This is a genomic window from Flagellimonas algicida (assembly GCF_049629585.1).
Lineage (GTDB): Bacteria > Bacteroidota > Bacteroidia > Flavobacteriales > Flavobacteriaceae > Flagellimonas.
The window spans coordinates 197,624-217,074 of sequence record NZ_JBMYIX010000003.1 but is presented as its reverse complement, the minus strand read 5'-3'; the positions used below and the strand labels follow the sequence as shown (position 1 = coordinate 217,074).

At 44.7% G+C, this 19,451-nt stretch carries 15 protein-coding genes and 1 tRNA gene; 7 read left to right on the top strand and 9 right to left on the bottom strand.

Annotated features, from left to right (window positions below; all coding sequences use genetic code 11):
* Window positions 1–8: 8 nt before the first annotated feature.
* Both ACPD8L_RS14835 and ACPD8L_RS14830 read left to right on the top strand, forming a co-directional pair.
* Window positions 9–2,270 carry a xanthine dehydrogenase family protein molybdopterin-binding subunit gene (locus ACPD8L_RS14835; RefSeq protein ID WP_116217210.1) on the top strand — a complete coding sequence of 754 codons (2,262 nt, stop codon included), beginning with the start codon at window positions 9–11 and terminating at the stop codon, window positions 2,268–2,270.
* A gap of 34 nt (window positions 2,271–2,304) precedes the next feature.
* Window positions 2,305–4,560, top strand: coding sequence for a xanthine dehydrogenase family protein molybdopterin-binding subunit (locus ACPD8L_RS14830; protein ID WP_116217209.1), 2,256 nt, complete (start codon window positions 2,305–2,307; stop codon window positions 4,558–4,560).
* A gap of 128 nt (window positions 4,561–4,688) precedes the next feature.
* Here the strand turns inward: ACPD8L_RS14830 and ACPD8L_RS14825 are convergent, their stop codons facing one another.
* The 4 genes from ACPD8L_RS14825 to ACPD8L_RS14810 all read right to left on the bottom strand — a co-directional run bounded on the left by ACPD8L_RS14825 (window position 4,689) and on the right by ACPD8L_RS14810 (window position 7,885).
* Entirely contained in the window at window positions 4,689–5,414 is a 726-nt protein-coding gene (locus ACPD8L_RS14825) for a LytR/AlgR family response regulator transcription factor (protein WP_116217208.1), read from the bottom strand.
* A gap of 14 nt (window positions 5,415–5,428) precedes the next feature.
* Window positions 5,429–6,274 carry a sensor histidine kinase gene (locus ACPD8L_RS14820; protein ID WP_423944194.1) on the bottom strand — a complete coding sequence of 282 codons (846 nt, stop codon included), beginning with the start codon at window positions 6,272–6,274 and terminating at the stop codon, window positions 5,429–5,431.
* 199 nt (window positions 6,275–6,473) lie between these two features.
* A complete protein-coding gene (locus tag ACPD8L_RS14815) occupies window positions 6,474–6,863 on the bottom strand; it encodes a DUF4907 domain-containing protein (RefSeq protein ID WP_423944191.1) in 390 nt (129 codons plus the stop codon).
* A 26-nt stretch (window positions 6,864–6,889) separates the two neighbouring features.
* A complete protein-coding gene (locus ACPD8L_RS14810) occupies window positions 6,890–7,885 on the bottom strand; it encodes a Kelch repeat-containing protein (RefSeq protein ID WP_423944189.1) in 996 nt (331 codons plus the stop codon).
* Window positions 7,886–8,108: 223 nt separating this feature from the next.
* Here ACPD8L_RS14810 and ACPD8L_RS14805 point away from each other — a divergent pair, with 223 nt between their 5' ends.
* Together ACPD8L_RS14805 and bamG are read left to right on the top strand one after the other, a co-directional pair.
* Window positions 8,109–9,440 (top strand): DUF4270 family protein, encoded by a 1,332-nt coding sequence (locus ACPD8L_RS14805; RefSeq protein ID WP_423944187.1) that lies wholly within the window; start codon window positions 8,109–8,111, stop codon window positions 9,438–9,440.
* A complete protein-coding gene (gene bamG / locus ACPD8L_RS14800) occupies window positions 9,430–10,677 on the top strand; it encodes a BamG family beta-barrel-assembly machinery protein (RefSeq protein WP_423944184.1) in 1,248 nt (415 codons plus the stop codon). The genes ACPD8L_RS14805 and bamG overlap by 11 nt, the downstream gene beginning before the upstream one ends.
* A 57-nt stretch (window positions 10,678–10,734) precedes the next feature.
* On the opposite strand, the gene ACPD8L_RS14795 is transcribed toward bamG, so the two are convergent.
* Window positions 10,735–10,806 (bottom strand) — tRNA-Gln (locus ACPD8L_RS14795).
* A gap of 191 nt (window positions 10,807–10,997) precedes the next feature.
* On the opposite strand from ACPD8L_RS14795, the gene ACPD8L_RS14790 reads away from it, so the two are divergent.
* Entirely contained in the window at window positions 10,998–14,330 is a 3,333-nt protein-coding gene (locus tag ACPD8L_RS14790; protein WP_423944181.1) for a glycosyltransferase family 117 protein, read from the top strand.
* 36 nt (window positions 14,331–14,366) lie between these two features.
* On the opposite strand, the gene ACPD8L_RS14785 is transcribed toward ACPD8L_RS14790, so the two are convergent.
* The 4 genes from ACPD8L_RS14785 to ACPD8L_RS14770 all read right to left on the bottom strand — a co-directional run bounded on the left by ACPD8L_RS14785 (window position 14,367) and on the right by ACPD8L_RS14770 (window position 17,699).
* Entirely contained in the window at window positions 14,367–14,663 is a 297-nt protein-coding gene (locus ACPD8L_RS14785; RefSeq protein ID WP_036382448.1) for a thioredoxin family protein, read from the bottom strand.
* 135 nt (window positions 14,664–14,798) lie between these two features.
* Window positions 14,799–15,590, bottom strand: coding sequence for a glycoside hydrolase family 16 protein (locus ACPD8L_RS14780; RefSeq protein ID WP_423944176.1), 792 nt, complete (start codon window positions 15,588–15,590; stop codon window positions 14,799–14,801).
* Between the two features lie 102 nt (window positions 15,591–15,692).
* On the bottom strand, window positions 15,693–16,925 hold the full coding sequence (locus ACPD8L_RS14775; RefSeq protein ID WP_423944174.1) for a metallophosphoesterase: 1,233 nt from the start codon (window positions 16,923–16,925) through the stop codon (window positions 15,693–15,695).
* Between the two features lie 54 nt (window positions 16,926–16,979).
* Window positions 16,980–17,699: a copper homeostasis protein CutC gene (locus tag ACPD8L_RS14770; protein ID WP_423944171.1), complete on the bottom strand. Its 720-nt coding sequence runs from the start codon at window positions 17,697–17,699 to the stop codon at window positions 16,980–16,982.
* Window positions 17,700–17,737: 38 nt separating this feature from the next.
* Between ACPD8L_RS14770 and ACPD8L_RS14765 the strand changes: the two genes are divergently transcribed.
* Together ACPD8L_RS14765 and ACPD8L_RS14760 are read left to right on the top strand one after the other, a co-directional pair.
* Complete coding sequence (locus ACPD8L_RS14765; RefSeq protein ID WP_423944169.1) at window positions 17,738–18,733, top strand: isoaspartyl peptidase/L-asparaginase family protein; 996 nt, start codon at window positions 17,738–17,740, stop codon at window positions 18,731–18,733.
* A 74-nt stretch (window positions 18,734–18,807) separates the two neighbouring features.
* On the top strand, window positions 18,808–19,332 hold the full coding sequence (locus ACPD8L_RS14760; protein WP_147300823.1) for a hypothetical protein: 525 nt from the start codon (window positions 18,808–18,810) through the stop codon (window positions 19,330–19,332).
* Window positions 19,333–19,451: the final 119 nt, after the last annotated feature.

The window sequence follows — 19,451 nt, the reverse complement described above, 5'->3', positions numbered from 1 at the left end:
CAAACATCATGAACCAGATAGACAAACATATCGGGCGTAGAGCCTTTATACGAAATACCGGCCTTGCCAGTGGAGGACTGATCATTGGGTTTAGCTGGCTGAACTCTTGTAAACCCAAAAGCATTTCCGCCGAACAGGCTCTTGAAATGCCCAAAGAATGGTTTGAAATCAATGCCTATCTAAAAATTGGCGATAACGGAGTGGCCACCATTTACTGCCCAAACCCGGAATTTGGCCAAGGCGTCATGACCGCCATGCCCATGATCGTTGCCGAGGAATTGGACATCGCCTGGAAAGATGTATTGGTGGAACAGGCACCGTTCAACACTGAGTTATACGAACGCCAATTTACTGGAGGAAGCCAAGGGATCCGCCGCAGTTGGGAAGGTCTTCGAATGGCCGGGGCAACCGCCAAACAAATGCTCAAGCAAGCCGCCGCGGAGGCATGGCAAGTTCCCGTTTCCGAGATTTCGGTTTCCGATGGGGTATTGAGCCATGAAGCCTCAGGAAAAACCGCAGGGTTCGGGGAAATGGCCGCAGCAGCATCAAACATGGAGGTTCCCGAAAAGGTGGAAACCAAGGCTGTAAAAGATTTCAAGATCATCAGTCACTCAAAGAAAAATGTAGAAGGCAAACAGATTGTAACCGGCGAGCCCATGTTCGGCTTGGATTACCAATACGAGGGAACCCTGATCGCCATGGTCGCCCATCCACCTGCCTTTGGCTTGAAACTGAAATCATTTGACGATTCCGAAGTACGGAATATGCCCGGGATTGTGGATGTATTTCAAATCAATACCTACGATGACAATTTTGTACGGAATTTTTTTGACACCAATGCATTTCCCGATTTGGTGGCCATTGTGGGCAAGACCACTTGGGAGGTCATGAACGCCAAAAAGAAACTCAAGGCAGAATGGGAGCCCATATCGGAGAAAAAACTCACCATTGACCGTTTTGGAAGTATCAGCGAAATTACCGTTCCCAGTGGCTTGGAAAGCACCAATAAGCATAACGAACTCATGGAGAAGATGGCTTCCCAACCCGGGGAAATCGCCAGAAAGGATGGAGACCCGGAGTCCGCATTCAAAAATGCGGCCAAAGTATTGGAAAGATCCTATAGCTGCCCATTTTTGGCACACAACTGTATGGAACCCATGAATTTCTTTGCCCATGTGACCGATGAGGGAATTAAACTGGCCGGACCTTCGCAAGCCCCCAGTATCATTGAGTCCACCTTGGCGTCCCGTTTGGATGTACCTGCCGAAAAAATTGAGATAGAAATGACGCGAATGGGAGGCGGTTTTGGACGTAGGGCCTATGGGCATTACGCCATTGAGGCTGCCCTCATCTCAAAACAGGCCAAGGCACCCATCAAACTGGTGTACAGTAGGGAAGATGATATGACTTTTGGAATTTATCGTCCATCCTACCAAGCTACCTACCGCGCCGCATTGGATGAAAACAACAACCTCATAGCCTTCCACGTGAAATCTGGAGGCGTTCCTGAAAGTCCACTCTTCGCCAACCGTTTTCCAGCGGGTGCGGTGGACAATTATTTGGCGGAACAATGGGTCATCAATTCAAACATCACCATTGGTGCGTTCAGGGCACCCCGATCCAATTTTACCGCCGGCGTTGAACAGGCCTTCTTGGATGAAGTGGCCGAGGCGGCAGGAAAGGACCCCATCGATTTTAGATTGGAATTGCTCAAACGGGTCAAGGAAAATCCGGTAGGGGAAGAAAATGATTATGAACCGGACCGTATTGCCGGCGTATTGAAGCTGGTCAAGGAAAAATCCAATTGGGGACAAACCCCACCAGGAGTCCACCGAGGTGTTTCCGCTTATTTCTGCCATAATAGCTATGCCGCCCATGTAGTGGATGTGGTCATGGACGGGGACCAACCACGGGTTGAAAAGGTAACATGCGCCATTGATTGTGGTATTGTCATAAATCCGGATGCAGCCTCCCTCATGGCCGAAGGTGCCATTGTTGATGGCATTGGAAATGCCATGTACGGCAACATGTCCTTTACCGATGGGAAACCGGACCATTCCAATTTTGATACCTACAAGATGATACGACAAAACGAGGCTCCCAAAGAAATCGAGGTTCATTTCGTGCAAAACGAAATTGACCCGACCGGTTTGGGCGAACCACCATTCCCACCCGTATTTGGAGCTTTGGCCAATGCATTGTACAAAGCCACTGGAAGAAGATTTACCAAACAACCCTTTAGTACCGACAAACCACCTTTGGTGGGCTGACCCCTAAATCCCATACGCTCCAAGGACATACCAAATGACAGCTATAAAAACCAAAATCGGAAGACGCGCTTTTATCAAAAATACCAGTTTGGCCAGTGGCGGACTTGTTTTGGGCTTTAGCTGGCTGAATTCCTGTAAGCCAAAAGTAGGTCTGGACATAGCTGCCAAAGAACTGCCCAAAGAATGGTTTGAACTGAACGGATATTTAAAAATTGGAGAGAACGGTTTGGTCACCATCCTATCCCCCAACCCTGAAGCTGGTCAAAATGTAAAGACGTCCATGCCCATGATCATTGCCGATGAATTGGATGTGGACTGGAAAGATGTCATGGTTGAACAAGCCCCGTTGGACACAGGGGCCTTTACGCGACAATTTATTGGTGGGAGTCAAGCTTTACGTCAAGGATGGACCGGTCTGCGGATGGCAGGGGCAACGGCAAGGCAAATGCTAAAAATGGCCGCAGCCCAAGTCTGGAAGGTTCCTGCGGACGAAATAAAAACTTCCGGGGGAATGCTGAGTCATGAAGGTTCCGGTAATTCTGCTACATACGGTGACATGGCCTCCGCAGCGGCAAAAACGGAAGTCCCCGAGGAGGTTCAGCTCAAGGAGAAGAGCGAGTTTACCATCATTGGCACATCACAAAAGAATGTGGACGGTATGAATATCGTGACCGGCAAACCCCTTTTTGGTATCGACACCCACAAAGAGGGTATGCTCATCGCCATGATCGTGCATCCGACAGCTTTTGGATTACAACTAAAATCCATAGACGACTCAGAGGTAAGATCCATGCCAGGCATCCGGGATGTCTTTACGGTAAAAGTGTTCAATGATGATTATGTAAAGACCTTCTTTGACACCCGCACCTACAATGAAGTGGCCGTAATCGTAGGAGACTCCACCTGGGAGGTGATGCAAGCCAAAAAAGCCTTGAAAATAGAATGCGAACCCATCCAAAGTTCAACAGAAACCAGGGATAGATTCGGAACCACTTGGGAGCAACATACCCCAAAAGGCCTTGAAAACACGGAGGAACATTATATCCAAATGCTGAGTAGAGCCGAAAAAGGCGGGGAAGTCCGTCGTAGGGACGGAAATCCGGAACAAGCTTTCGCTACGGCAGCGAAAGTGATTGAACGCACCTATACCGCCCCATTTTTGGCACACAATTGCATGGAACCCATGAACTTCTTTGCCCATGTGAAAGACGGCAAAGCAGAATTGATAGGTCCCTTGCAAAAACCAGAGTTTACGGAGCAAACCCTTTCGGCCCGTACAGGTATCCCCTTGGAGAACATAGACATCAAAATGACACGCTTGGGCGGTGGTTACGGCAGGCGTTCTTATGCCCATTGGCTTGTGGAAGCCGCTCTGATCTCCCAAAGGATGGAAGCCCCCATAAAACTGATCTATACCCGTGAGGATGATATGACAGATGGCGTCTATCGTCCAACCTACCATGCAAAACTAAGGGCTGCGTTGGATGCAGACAACAACCTTATCGCCTACCATGTAAATGCCGGAGGTATTCCCGAATGTCCGCTTTATGAAAACCGATTCCCGGCTGGGACGGTAGACCATTATTTGGCAGAGGGCTGGACCATTGACAGTAATATTACCGTAGGCTCTTTTAGGGCCCCAAGTTCCAATTTCATGGCCTGCGCCGAACAATCCTTTTTGGACGAGGTAGCCGAAGTCGCTGGAAAAGACCCCATTGATTTTAGATTGGAACTGTTGGATAGGGTCATCAATAAACCTATGGAAGGCGTGACCAATGATTATGACCCAGCACGCTATGCAGGAGTTTTAAAGCTGGTCAAGGAAAAATCCGAATGGGGAAATCAAGATGCAAACATCAGTCGGGGTGTGGCAGCCTATTTTTGCCATAATTCCTATGCCGCCCAAGTCTTGGATATGGTCATGGAAGACGGGAAGCCCAAGGTACAGAAAGTGACCTGTGCGGTTGACTGCGGTTTAGTAGTGAATCCTGATGCCGCTACAAATTTGGCGGAAGGTGGTATTGTGGACGGGATTGGAAATGCACTTTTCGGCGAACTGACCTTTAAAGAAGGTATGCCCACCAAAAAGAATTTCGACACCTACCGAATGATCCGCATGCAAGAAGCCCCAAAGGAAATCGAGGTACATTTTGTAAAGAGCGATATAGACCCGACCGGATTGGGAGAGCCCACTTTTCCACCCATATTCCCAGCCTTGGCCAACGCCATCTACCAAGCAACAGGAAAACGTCTCTATAAACAACCTTTTTTTAAGAACGGAGCCATATAGTTTTAAAGCTATGGCAAGATGAAATGGAGAGAGCTAAAAGAACTAGCATCTCTTTTCTCGACCACAAAATCACCAAAGCTTAAGCTTGAAAGGGTTTATGTTTTCCCATACTGGAGAAATCCCCTCAATTATAAATTCAAGATGTCGAAGAAATTGGCCTTGTAGCTTTCACCTATCGGGATTCGGACATCATTGATCACAATTCTGTTCCTCTGTACTGTTTTAATGCAAGAAATATTGACCACAAAGGATTTATGCACTCTTAAAAACTGATGGGCCGGCAGCTTCTCCATGATCTCCTTGAAGCTCATCAAGGTCAGTATGGCCTTATTGGTTCCCTCCACATGTATTTTAAGATAATCCTTAAGCCCTTGGATATATTGCAAATCATTAAGATTGATCTTCACACTTTCATACTCTGCCTTTACAAAGATGTATTCCGAGGATTTTGTTCCTTCCCCGTGGGACGGAAAAACATTTTGGGGCTCAATGGGCCTTTTATAGCCCATAACTTCCTTGGCTCTTGAAATTGCTTTAATGAACCGATTGTACGGTATAGGCTTTACCAGATAATCAATGGCGTTCAAATTGAAACCCTCAACCGCATATTGCGAATAAGCCGTGGTGAAAATGAACATAGGGGTATTGTCCAAAGAGGAAATAAAATCAATTCCGTTGATCTGGGGCATTTCGATATCACAGAAAATTAGGTCCACCTTTTTTTCCTTGATTATGGAAATGGCATCCAGCGGATTGGTAAACGTACCTTCCAGTTCCACAAAGTCCAGCTTCTGGCAATATTCCATCAACAAATCTATTGCCAATGGTTCATCATCAATTATGATACATTTCATCCTTTACCAATTTACTACTCTTTAGGCCACAAGTCAAGAATAAGGGTCACTTCATAATTTTGGCCATCATTGACTATATCCAGGGTATGCCTGTTTGGATACAACAGGTTCAATCTATTTTTTATATTCTCCAGCCCCACTCCCGAGCTACCTTGTTCTGCCCTGTGTGTACCTATTCTATTCCTGACCTTGAACACAATTGACTCTTGTTCTATCTGAAGGTTTATTTCGACATGTGTTTTCCCTTTAAAATCCGTTCCGTACTTGAATGCATTTTCAATAAAGGAAATGAAGAGCAAAGGGGGCAATTCTTTCCCTTTTTCATCTCCGGACATTCGCAGTTTCACGTTGACACTATCGGACAAGCGCAACCTTTGTAACCTTACATAATTTTTAATATAGTCCATTTCTTTGCCCAAAGGCACTTTGTCCTTGTCCGCTTCATACAGCATATATCTCATAAGCTCGGAAAGGGTGATGATCGCTTCGGAGGTTATACTGGAATTCTTTACTGAAAGTGAATAAATGGCATTCAGTGAATTGAACAGAAAATGGGGGTTGAGCTGCGTTTTAAGGACTTGTAACTCTGAATGGACCTTTTCGTTTTCCACTTGGACCCGAAGCCCTTCGTTCTTTCTCCATTCCATATACAACCGAAGAAGCCCACTCACAAAAATCGGCGCGCTCAAATTAAGCATAGTGAATATCTGACGCATCGGAAAATCGGGGCCCCTCCCATGATCTTCAATAAATCGAGTAGGAACGCGAGGTCCAAAATCAAAACTTAAATTAATGACAAGTCCAATTCCCAAGACAATGGCCAAACAAGCAATAATGTAATAGGCCGTATGCCTTTTCAACAAAATCCGGGGTACAAGCAAATAATAGTTAATGTAAAAAAGGACAACCACAAAGGTAAGCCGCAAGGGAAGGTCTGGCGGAATCAGTCGGAACTGAAACAGAAATGGCAGCAAAAAAAGTCCATAAAGCAATATCCATAGTGATAAATGGATAATGAACGTTCTTATTTTTGGTCGCCCTAAAACCATACAATATTTGCTAAGGCGTTAAAATTACAACATCCAATGCTTTAATGTCTTCCAGGGAAAGCTCAGGGGATTGTTTCTCCATGATCTTTTCAACAACCAGTCCTGCCACGGAAGTGGCGTCTTCTGGACGTTGAAATGGGACGTTTCCCCTGAGCACTGGAATACACTCTTGTTGGATAAGCAGCCTATCCCCATAAAATATTTGATAGCCATACCCATTGCCAACCTTAATTACTTCTGTCCGAAATTGGGTTTTGTCTTTCTCTTCACTGCTCTCCTTAAAAAGGAAGCCCAAACCAATAATCGTAGCACCAATGAACATCAACAATACCATTGCCATGGTTTTCGTCATGGCATTGGACCCCATCCCCTTCATTCCCAAAAAATTTTCCTTGGACAAACCCCTATTATCACTTCCCATCCGGATCAATCCTCTTCATCATATTCCTCAAATGGCAAGAACTCATCCAAATCATCCAGATAAAGGGTTCCATTTCTACCCATCCCCACAAAAGCCCTTGTGGAATTGGAAAAGACAATGGCATCTTGCCGAGTGGAGCCTTCAAAACTGGTCTTGGATTCCCAGGTATCGGAAGATGCATCATACTCCCAAACACTGATGGTGGCCCCACTTCGTTCACCACAGGCAATGTATCCATAGCCATTCAATTCAAAACCAACAGCATTGCTTCTAGTGATCTCATACTCATCCTCCTCATCCAAATCTGTTTTTTTGGTCCAATCTTCGGTATCCGGGTCAAATGCCCAAAAGTCGTCCAGATATACCCCATTGGAAACCCCGGTCCCCATATATACGGTTCCATTTACCGTGAACGTGGTGGCGGCCCTTCTTTTGTCCCCACCAAATCCTTCCAGCTCGGTCCAAGTATCCGTAGAAGGATCATATTTCCAGAAATCCTTTCTATCGTTCTCTCCATCGTATCCAGTACCAAAATATCCATAACCGTTGGCCGAAAACGCCACCGCACTCCTCCGCTTTATACCAGGAAGCGAATCAATTTGTGTCCAACTATTGGTTGTTGGGTCGTAAGAATAAAAATCGCTCAGTTCGTCTACACCATCATAGCCAGAACCGATATAGCCTTTGCCATCAATATCGAATCCTACCGCAGCATTTCTGGGCGTTCCGGGAAAATCCGCTTTTTGGGACCAAAAATCGCCTTGAATATCATAGGCCCAAAACGAGTTGAGATAGTCATCCCCATCATAGCCAACCCCCATATACCCCATATTGTCAATTACAAATGCGGCGGCCCCACTTCTAGGGCTTCCATCAAATACGGATCGATCTATCCAATTACCCAAGTCTTCGACATCCTCATCGTTGGAACAACTTAAAAGAAACATCCCAAAAAGGATCACAACAAACATTTTACTTGTCACTTGTACTGTCTTGTCCATGTCAACCATTTAATTTTTGTCAAAAGTAATTTTAGGTCCCTTCTGGTTGAAAGAGAATATATGAACCCTACGTTTTAACCTTTCAATCCAAAAAAAACATCGACAAACGCTAACTATGGCCTTATAGGGAAAAAACAACGGCTTTGTCCCATAATTATCCAAGTTGGTCTATTCCCATTCCTAAGGGCTTTCGCAGCTTATACTTTTGGTGAAAACTAAATTTATGAGAAGATTATTGGGAATGATCACCCCTTTCATTCTACTGTTGACCTCCTGCACTTCCGAAAATTACAATTCTTCCGATTTCTTGGCAGGCGAGGCCTTTTCTGACAGCAATATGCGGGTTGTTTTAATCGACACCATGACGGTAGAAACCTCCACGATGAAATTTGACAGTATCCAAACCAGTCAATCCAATCGGATTCTGGTCGGGCAATATTCCGACCCCATTTTTGGAAAGGTCAAAGCCTCCAGCTATATGGGGTTGATTCCAAACTCATTCTCAATAGACAGTGAAGCGGAATATGACAGCATTGTCCTTTTTCTGAAACTGGACAACTACTATTACAATGATACCCTTGAGACCAATAACCTGCACATAAAGCGATTGACGAAGACCCTTAGACCCAATGAAGGTGATGCTCTTTACAATACGGCAAAGGCGTCCTACCTTGACGAGGACCTTGGGGTACTTTCCTATCAACCAAGGCCCATGGAATCTGACACTATTGCCATTAAAATCTCCGATGGGCTTGGTATGGAACTCTTCAACGGGCTTCAAGAAAAATTGATCACCAATACCGACCAGTTCAAAGACTATTTTAAGGGTATTGGGATACTTCCCGGAGACAATGACAATGGCTCTGTAGTCGGTTTTTCCAAAGATACCGGTGCCAGTTTTATGCGTTTGTACTATGGCATTTCAGAAGAGGATGAACGGGTTCAGGGCAACATCGACTTTGAGTTGGATCTTAGTGTTACCCCTGTGCCTTTTTTCAACCAAATTTTGGCTGAAAACCCTATTGAACAACTCCAAATGTTACAGGATAAGGAGTCCATACTTTCCAGTTCGGAAGCCGCCAATAGATGTTTTGTGCAATCCGGTGTTGGGGTAGCGGCCCGTATTCAGTTTCCGACCGTGAAGACCATTTACGATATAAGAGGGCAGGGTACCATACTGGACGCCGTTCTTAAAATTAAACCCGAACCGGGCAGCTTTGACGACAATCTCATACTTCGTGACACCCTATCCGTTTATGTGGTGGACCGTAACAATGACCTGATACAGCAATTGTTTTATCAAGAAGTATCCCCTGTACAAGCCACTCTCAACAGAGAAAAAGAAGAATTCAACGAAATATATTATGAAATCCAACTGGGCAGCTACATAGAACAGCTGTTACTGGCCGAAAGGGAAACCAATGAGGCATTGATCCTATTGCCCAATGACTACGACTCCACGGTGGACCGCTTTGTCCTGAACGGCATGGACAATTCAGATTTTAGAACAGTACTGGAACTTACCTACGCAATATATGATGAAGATGAAGAATAGATTTTGGATCCTTTGGCTCCCCGCCCTAATCGCCCAGAGTACCTTTTCACAGTCTGAAGGTTTAACCAGTTCACCCTATTCCCTTTATGGCCTAGGAACCATAAACCAAACCAGTATTGGTATCTCCAATGGTCTAGGGCATAGCGGAATTGGACTCAAACAGGAAACGGGGATAAACAACCTCAACCCAGCAAATTTTGCATTGGCTCCTAAAAATTCCTTTTTTTATGACATTGGAATCAAGGGTGAACTAAACCACTATAACAACCGAGGAGATGGCGAATCCAAAACAACCCTTAATTTCTCGAATTTGGCATTCGCCTTTCGAATCACGGAGGGCCTTGGGGCTGGAGTCACTATGATTCCCTACAGTGATGTTGGATACTCTCTTCTGGGATTATCCTCCAATATTGAAGGCTCCAATGAATCGTTTGAAAGCAATGTATATGGTCTTGGAGGGCTCAGTGACTTGAGCATAAATTTAGGGTATAGCCTTACAGAATCCTTAAGGCTCGGATTTACGGGTTCATTCTTATTTGGAAATATAGAGGAAACCGAATCCTTTGTGATAAGCCGGAGTTACTTGGAACTCACCGAAACCAACAATTATAGCGGATTTCGAATCGGATTTGGCACACATTGGGATATTGGTCAAAATATTACCTTGGGAGGTGTTTTGAAACTGCCCGTCACCCTGAATGGCAATCTCACACGGACGGTGGCCAAGATCCTCGATGGCGAGGAGATCGTTGTGGTGGACGCTGAAGCGGACAATGATGTTTCAGATTTTAAACTTCCCATGGAATTGGGGTTTGGAATAAGCGCCAGACTCAAGGATTCGTTTACCCTAACAGCCGATTATCGTAAAAGCTTTTGGGATGCCACCCATCAGTCCGAGCATATTGGAACCTACACGGACCAGGACACCTATGCCTTTGGCTTGCAATATCTCAATAATCAAAGGGCCTATAAATATTGGAAAAGGATTGGTTATCGCGCAGGGTTCAACTACGACAATGGGTATTTGGCACTTAATGACCAAAAGATAGATGGTTACACCTTTACTGCAGGACTGGGATTGCCTATTGGGGTGTTTTCCAACTCTATGATAAACTTATCGTATGGATACAGTTCCAAAGGGTATGTGCAAAATATATTGGTAAGGGAAAAATACCATACATTGGCCGTGAATTTAAGTCTGGAAGACCTTTGGTTCAAAAAAAGGAAAATAAATTAGTCCCCTCCTCTTTCACTAAACAAAAAAACCTGCATTACGAAAATGCAGGTTTTTTTGTTGGCCTACAAGGACTCGAACCTTGAACGACTGAACCAAAATCAGCTGTGTTACCAATTACACCATAGGCCAGTAAATAATTTAGCTGAACTTGATTCAGCTTTCGAGCGTGCAAATTTAAAACAAACTTTTGTTTCAACAAATATTTTGGGAAGATTACGAACTATTTTTCTGTATCGTGCTGTTAAAGCTTTTCCAAAAATGGGCAATCGTCTCTCCGATATTTACTAAATTCGCCCCAATCTGGTTAAGCACCATCCATTATGTTTGCAAAAGACTTCAAAAAATGGGACACCATCCTTGGGTGGGTTTCTTTCACCATAGCATTTATCGTTTATGCCCTAACCGTTGAACCCACTGGAAGTTTTTGGGATGCCGGGGAATACATTTCCACTTCAGCAAAACTGCAAGTGGGACACCCTCCAGGAGCACCGTTATTGCAAATGATCGGAGCCTTTTTTGCCATGTTCGCCTTTGGCGACACCTCCAAGATCGCACTGATGGTCAATGCGGTATCTATCGTATCCAGTGCCTTTACCGTACTGTTTACTTTTTGGACCATCACCAATTTAGTGAAAAAGATGGTGGCCAAGGGCAAACCCATCACCAATAGCAAGGCCATTGCCATTTTGGGAAGTGGTCTGGTAGGCGCTTTGGCCTTTACATTTTCAGACAGTTTTTGGTTCAATGCCGTGGAAACCGAGGTATATGCCATGGCCAGTTTGATCATGGCCCTACTACTTTGGTTGGGATTAAAATGGACCGACAACCTGGACGACCCAAGGGGACATCGTTGGTTATTGCTCATCTGCTTTTTGATCGGACTAACCTTTGGAATCCAGTTCATGGGCTTTTTGGCCATTCCATCCATAGGATTGCTCTATTATTTCAAAAAATACAAGCAGACCAATGTAAAAAACTTTCTTTTGGCCAATATGGCCGTTATCGGTGTTTTGATCCTGGTCTATAAATTCTCGCTCACCTACGTGCTCAAGCTTTTTGGATGGAGCGAGGTCTTTTTCATCAATGAAGTGGGCCTACCGTTCAATTCCGGGACCATCATCATGGCATTGCTCTTTATTGCAGCCTTCTATTTTGGGCTCCGATATACCCGAAAACACCATTTTTATACAGGCAACATCATTGTGCTGTGCCTCATGTTCATCTTCCTTGGTTTCTCCTCTTGGTTGATGTTACCCATTCGGGCCAATGCCAAAACCGTGGTAAACGAAAACAATCCGGCCGATGCCAGGGCCCTTTTGGCCTATTACAACCGGGAACAATACCCCGGTGTGGAAAGCCCATTTTATGGAGCCTACTACTCCGATACGTTTGCCCCTGCCGGCGAGGACAAGGATGAAAGCCCTAAATACGAGAAAGATCTTAAATTGGGCAAGTATGTCATTGTAAACCATTACGAAAATGCACTTCAGGGTCCCAATGAAAAGCATGTGGGCATCTTACCGCGTATGTGGAGTGATCAGCATGCCGAAAATTACATGCGCTATTTTGGCGCACTGGATTTCCGAATCAAATCCGAATACATCTCCAACAACGATCTCCGCGAAGCGGTAGGCCAATTTAAAACGGCATATGACCAAGGAGAGTTGGATACCGAACAATACATTCGCTTTTTACGTGAATTTGGGGAGTATATAGAAGTGGAGCCCCCTACTCTAGGCCAAAACCTACGATACCTTTTTGAGTTCCAATTTGGATATATGTACATGCGCTATTTCATGTGGAACTTTGTGGGCAAACAAAACGACGTCCAGGGCAGGTATGATGACAATGGGCATTGGCTCAGTGGCATTGGCTTTCTGGACAGCCTTCAATTGGGTAGCCAAGACAACCTCCCGAGCGAATGGAAGAACAACAAGGCGCGGAACACCTACTTCTTCCTTCCCCTGCTTTTGGGAATCATCGGCATTGTATTTCAGATTTCAAGGAATCCCAAGCATTTTTGGGTCTTGTTCGTGTTCTTCATGTTTACCGGACTGGCCATTCAGTTCTACACCAATCCATATATTTTTCAGCCTAGGGAACGAGACTATTCGCTCGTGGGGTCCTTCTACATCTTTTGCATTTGGATAGGTTTGGGTGTGTATGGTCTGTTCGAAGAATTTAAAAAATTGTTGTCCGCCAAGATAGCGGCCCCCTTGATCACATCCCTGTGCCTATTGGGCGTACCTCTCTTGATGGCTGCGGAGAATTGGGACGATCATGACCGTTCTGGGCGTTATACCGCACAATCCACGGCCAAGGCTTATTTGGATTCTTGTCAGGAAGATGCCGGGGCCATACTGTTCACTATTGGGGACAATGACACCTTTCCTTTGTGGTACGTTCAGGAAATTGAGCAGTACCGAACCGATGTCCGGGTAGTGAACACCAGTCTTTTTGCCACCGATTGGTACATCGACCAGATGAAACGCAAAGCCTATGAAAGTGAGGCCATCCCCTCCCAACTCACCCATGACAAATACCGTTATGGTTCCCGGGACGCCATCTATTATCAGAATGTTACCGATAGCCGTTGGAACATCAAGGATTTCATGAACTGGGTGGGAAGCGACAAGCCCCAGACCAAGTATAGGCACATTATGGAGAGTCGCGGAGCGGATATCAGTCAATACCCAGCAAGCACACTGGACATTGTATATTATCCCACCAACAAAATCCGTATCCCGGTCAACAAAAAAAACGTTTTGGAAAGTGGTTTGGTCAAGGAAAAGGATTCTGCCTTAATTTTGGATTATATCGATATAGACCTCCCACAAAGCGCCCTTCCCAAAAATAGGATCCTAATGCTGGACCTTATTGCCAACAACGATTGGAAACGACCCATCTATTTTTCCGGGGGTAGTTTTGACAGTGCCGAATATATCTGGATGAAGGATTACCTTCAATTGGATGGTCTGGTGTACAAATTGGTCCCCATCAAGACAAAAAGTCGAAATTCCTTTGAAATGGGACGCATTGACACCGACCTGATGTTTGATATTGTGAAGAAATGGGACTGGGGCAATTCGGGCAGTGATAAAATCTACCACGATCCCCAGACCCGTTCCCAAGGCCTTTCCTTTAGAGGGAATCTGGCCCGATTGATGGAAACCTTGATCGCGGAAAACAAAATAGACAAGGCCCGTGAGGTGATAGAAATTGCCATGACCAATATGCCGGTTGACAAATACGGTTTCTACGCCTTTGTGGAGCCTTTTGTGGATGGATATTACAAAGTGGGCGACACCGACAAGGCAAGGGCCCTATTTGAAAAACTGAAGAAAGTCTATCAAGAGCGATTGGAGTACTATGCCGGAACTCCCTTGGATGAACAATATGGCAAAATTGATGATATTCTGGCCGATATGCAGGCCTACAGAAGGAATATTGACATCCTTATTGAAAACCAGGACAGGGAACTGGCCGAATCCGAAACCCTCATTTTCAATGAGTATATCGACAAGTTTTCCCAATTTGTAGGTGATGAGGATGATACTTTTGAAGAACCGACCATGGAACCTAATCCAGATTTGGAAGACTCCATTCCCTTGGACACCTTGAATCCCGTAGAAGATTCCACAGCATTGGAATAACCATAAAAAAAGCGAGGTAAAAACCTCACTTTTTTATTAAATATATTCGTTGAGTATGCCGATGAGCGTATTGGCGTCCTGTTCGCCGCTCTGTCGCCAGACCATCTCTCCTTTTTTGTAGATCATCAATGTGGGCAATCCCTTTATTCTAAGGGCTTGTGACAATTCTTTGTTTTTGTCCACATCAATCTTAATTACTTTTCCCTTGTCGCCGAGGGCTGCCGCCACATCGCGCAAAACAGGATGCATGGAAGTGGATTGTTCGTTCCATTCTGCATAAAAGTCCAGTAGCACTGGAACCTTTAAATCTATGAGTTCACCAAATTTAGACATGTGTATTCTCTGGTTTACCAACCAAAAGTAAGAAAAATTGTTAAAGTTTTACATCAAGTCAAAGCTTTACCGCATTGACGCTCGTTAAATTCACGTTAAACCTTTCTCTGCTAAAGCATCAAGGAATACAAAGACCTATTCAAAAGTATAGAACCGCACCCAATCTATTTCCATTTCAACAGGCAATTCGGAGGGTTCCACCCCACCGACCCAACTGCCTCCCAATTGCATATCCAAAAGCAAATAATGATCTCCATCCGCATAGGGAAACTGTTCTGGTTGGTCCGTCTCGATCCTAGGATAGGCAAAGGTTCGTTTGTCGTTTACATAAAACACCACACTATCCTGATATTTTTCAACGGCATAGGTATTGTATTCATCTTTGTCGATGGGTGCCGTCCCGTAGTGTTTCGGATTGTCCTTGATCTTTAGATCGATCGTATATGTGGAATGGACCGTCTGGTAGACCGTGTCATCAAAATTAAGGTGCTCCATAATGTCGATTTCCCCCCCACCAGGGTATTTCTTCCCTTGGCCCAATAACCAAAATGCTGGCCAAGCCCCTGTGGCACTGTTTAATTTGGCGCGTATTTCCAACCTGCCCAGACCAAACCCCACCTTGTCCTTGGTATACACCCCTCCTGTGAGGTATTTGGAAGTATCTGTCGCAACGAAGGTGTTGTTGATCCCCCTCAGAACCAACTTCCCTTCCCGAAGGGCATAACAACTGTCATAATCACTCATATGGCGATTCCAATCCGCTCCACCTCTAGGGATTTTGGACCACTTTGTAGTGTCCAAGGATTCTTGATCAAAATTTTCTTCCCAGACCAATTTGGGATTTTGGGATGGGTTGTACCCTAAAAACGACCCGAACAATACAATTAGAAATAAAATGGCGGCAATCTTCAAAATCTTTAATGGCATTTCTTTTGGTTTAGACATTGCCCAAAGATAACCCATCAATTCTGCAATTGGATGTTAGGGTATTTCAATAAAAAATAAAGAAAGGTGTTTTGAAAAAGGGCTTTAGGACAATGCCTTTTTCTTCAAGGTTATTACGGAGATTTCGGGCCAAATACCAAAACGCCCCGGATATCCAATAAATCCAAAACCACGGTTCACATTGATAAACTGTCCCATTTCCTTATACAACCCTGCCCAATATTTGTAACGCCATTTAACAGGACTCCACTTTATCCACCCAGGGATCTCCACACCAAACTGCATACCGTGGGTGTGTCCACTTAAGGTCAAATGATAGTGATAGTCATCCTGCAAGGCCACATCTTCCCAATGGGAAGGGTCATGGCTCAACAGTATTTTAAAATCGTCCTTATCCACCCCTTCTTTGGCCATTTGGAGATCTCCGGCCTTTTTAAAGCCACCCCGGCCCCAGTTTTCCACACCCAAAAGGGCTATTTTTTGGCCGTCCTTTTCCAAATAGCGGTTGGAATTCAAGATAAGATCAAACCCCATTTCCTTTTGCATCACCTTAAGATCTTCCAAGTTTTGGGCCTTGGCCGCTTCGGATTCCCAAGAAGTGTAATCCCCATAATCATGGTTGCCCAAGATGGAAAACTTTCCATCCTTGGCTTCCAAACGGGAGAAGACCTCTTTCCAAGGTTCCATTTCAGAAGTCCTATCGTTCACCAAATCACCCGTAAAGAAAATCACATCACTTTGCTGGGCATTGATCAGGTCTATGCCATAGGCCACTTTTCTAAAATTATCAAAGCTCCCACTATGCACGTCGGAAATCTGGGTAATCTGATATCCATCAAAAGCATCTGGAAGGTCATCGAACTCTACCTCGTATTTGAGCACCTGATAATTATACTTTCCCCGGTACATGCCATAGAGCATAGCCCCAAACGGGATGGAGGCCAATCCCAGGGCCAAACCACTCAGGAACTTTCGCCTAGATGGAAAATAACCTGTCTCAGCTGGAGCACTCCCCACAATTTTGTTATAGCCGAATGCCACAATACGAACTACATCCTCAAGCAATAGAAAAAATCCAAGAACCAATGCCAAGAGGAAAAATGCCAAGAAAATCCCTGCGGATAAAGCTACCGCACCACGAATTCCATCACCGGGCACATAGGTGATGATCTTTATGGCCACAAACAACAGCGCGCCTAAAAACAGAATTCCATAGGCCCAATGCATCCACGGACTCTTAAACAACGTCCTGAAAGCCTGAAAGCCATAAATGGCAAAAACTATATAAAGAATTCCCAATAGGATAAAACGAGACATGCAATTTTTTTTACAAAATTATCGCTAAACTTCTAAAAAATAGGGTTTTTGGATTTATTTAACGGCTTGAATGATACGACGAACAACTGCTTCATTTGTTACCGCCACCTCATCCTCTGCTAAATGTTTGGAAGAATTCATACTGATTTTCCCAGCAACATCCGCTGGATTTCCAAAAGAAGTTCCCGAACAATGTATCGCACTCAGACCTATTGCTTTGAATATTGGTGCATTCTGTGGAGCCACCCCTCCCCCGGCCATAATGGTCATGGAGGTTTGTTGTTGCCATGCCTCAAGGTTCTTAATTCCTTTCTCAGCCGATGTCTTCCCGCCCGAGGTCAAAACGGTATCCACGCCCATGGCCTCCAATTCAGCCAAAGCCACAAGCGGATTGGGTATCCATTCAAAGGCACGGTGAAACGTAAAATGTAGCGGTTTGGCCAAGGTGACCAGTTCGCGGGTCCGTTCCACATCCAAAGTACCATCTTTCAAAAGCACTCCTGAGACAATACCTTTCACTCCCATTTTTTTGCATTGGACGATATCCGCCTTCATCACCTCAAACTCAGCATCGGAATAGGTAAAATGGGCACTTCGGGGACGGATGAGCACATGGACGGGAATCTTCAAGTCGCGTTGGACCAGCTCAAGCAAACCATGGGACGGGGTCACCCCGCCAACCCCCAGTTCCGAACATAATTCAATACGGTCCGCCCCTGCTTTTTGGGCATTCAATGCCGATTCCAACGAATTGGCACAAACTTCTACAAGCATATTCCTATCTTTAAAACCTAAAAATAAACAACCCTTCAATGCAAAGACGAAAATTCCTTAAAAATTCAAGCCTTACCACTGCAGGATTGCTGTCAGTTCCCGTATTGGCCTCATGCAAAGACGAAAATAAGACCCCCGAAGCCGTTCCCCCCATCCAAGCCGTAAAACCCATTGCGGTATGCACCTGGAACTTTGGCAACGCCACCGCCAAAGCTTGGGAAGTATTGAACAGCGGAGGTTCCGCTTTGGATGCCGTGGAACAGGGCGTCATGATAGAAGAAGCTGATGTGACCAACGAGACCGTAGGAAAAGGAGGCCGCCCCGACCGTGACGGCAACGTAACCTTGGATGCCTGCATCATGGACAAGGATGGTAATTGTGGTTCCGTGGTCTACCTTCAGAACATTGCCCACCCCGTTTCCGTGGCCCGAAAAGTAATGGAAGAAACCCCCCATATTATTTTAGCGGGCAAGGGTGCCGAAAAGTTTGCCTACGAACAGGGCTTTCAAAAAGAGGACCTGCTCACCGAAAGTACCCGGAAACAATATCAGGAATGGCTCAAGACTTCAAAGTACGAGACCACCATCAACATAGAAAACCACGATACCATTGGCATGTTGGCCATTGACGCCAACGGCGACATAGCCGGGGCCTGTACCACCAGTGGAATGGCCTACAAGGTGGCCGGTCGTGTGGGCGACTCCCCCATTATCGGTGCCGGATTGTATGTGGACAATGAAGTGGGTGGTGCTACGGCCACCGGTGTTGGTGAAGAAGTGATCCGTACCGTGGGCAGTTTTTTGATCGTGGAATTGATGCGACAAGGCATGAGCCCCCAAGAAGCCTGCGAGGTAGGTGTAAAACGCATCATGAAGAAAAATGAAGGCCGTAAGGATTTCCAAATTGGTTTCTTGGCTATCAACAAAAATGGGGAAACTGGAGGCTATTGTGTACATCCTGGGTTCACCTATCGCGAGTACAGTGAAAACGGCCACGAGAACAGGCAGGTGAGCAGTTTTTATCAAAAGTCGTAGGAGAAACAAGACCGCTGCGCTTCTAGATTTTAGAGCGCTTCGCTGTTAGATTTTTGGAACCAAGAAAGTTTGAATTGGACAATAAAATGCACAAATACCATTCTTCCTCCAGCTATTTTATTTTTGAAGCAATCTTTGCTTCGATAGCATGCATGGGAATTGGTTATACCATTTTCTCCACATCTGAATCAACATTTATTAAAACCATTACCGTTGGATTCTCATTATTGGCCATTGTACTAATTGTTCTGTATATCAGAAATATTGTTTTTGATATTTTTTTCAATGAAAATGAAATATTGATTGAATACCATTTGAAAAATCAAAAAATTAGATTGAACCATTCAGATTTGATTGGTATTGAATACATTTCAGCCCATAAACAGCCAGCCATGAACAGAATCAAGTTTAAAACTGAATCAGGTCTTAAATCCATAAAATTTCAAACTGTTGCATTTGATGATCAATTTGTTGAGTTTTTTAATTGGTTAAAGTCTAAAAATCCAAAAATCAAGATTTCTGTATTTCCTTCGGATCATTGTTTAAATGAAAAACTTTTTGGTCCCAAATACAGAAAATATGTTAAAGAAACACTTTGATCAACTCTTGGCTCCTGATTCTTTGTTCTTGAACTTGAAACTTGAACTTGACCCTTGATATTTTTAACCCACAATTCGTACTTTTAAAAACTGCCTATTGCTCATTGATAATTGCTTAC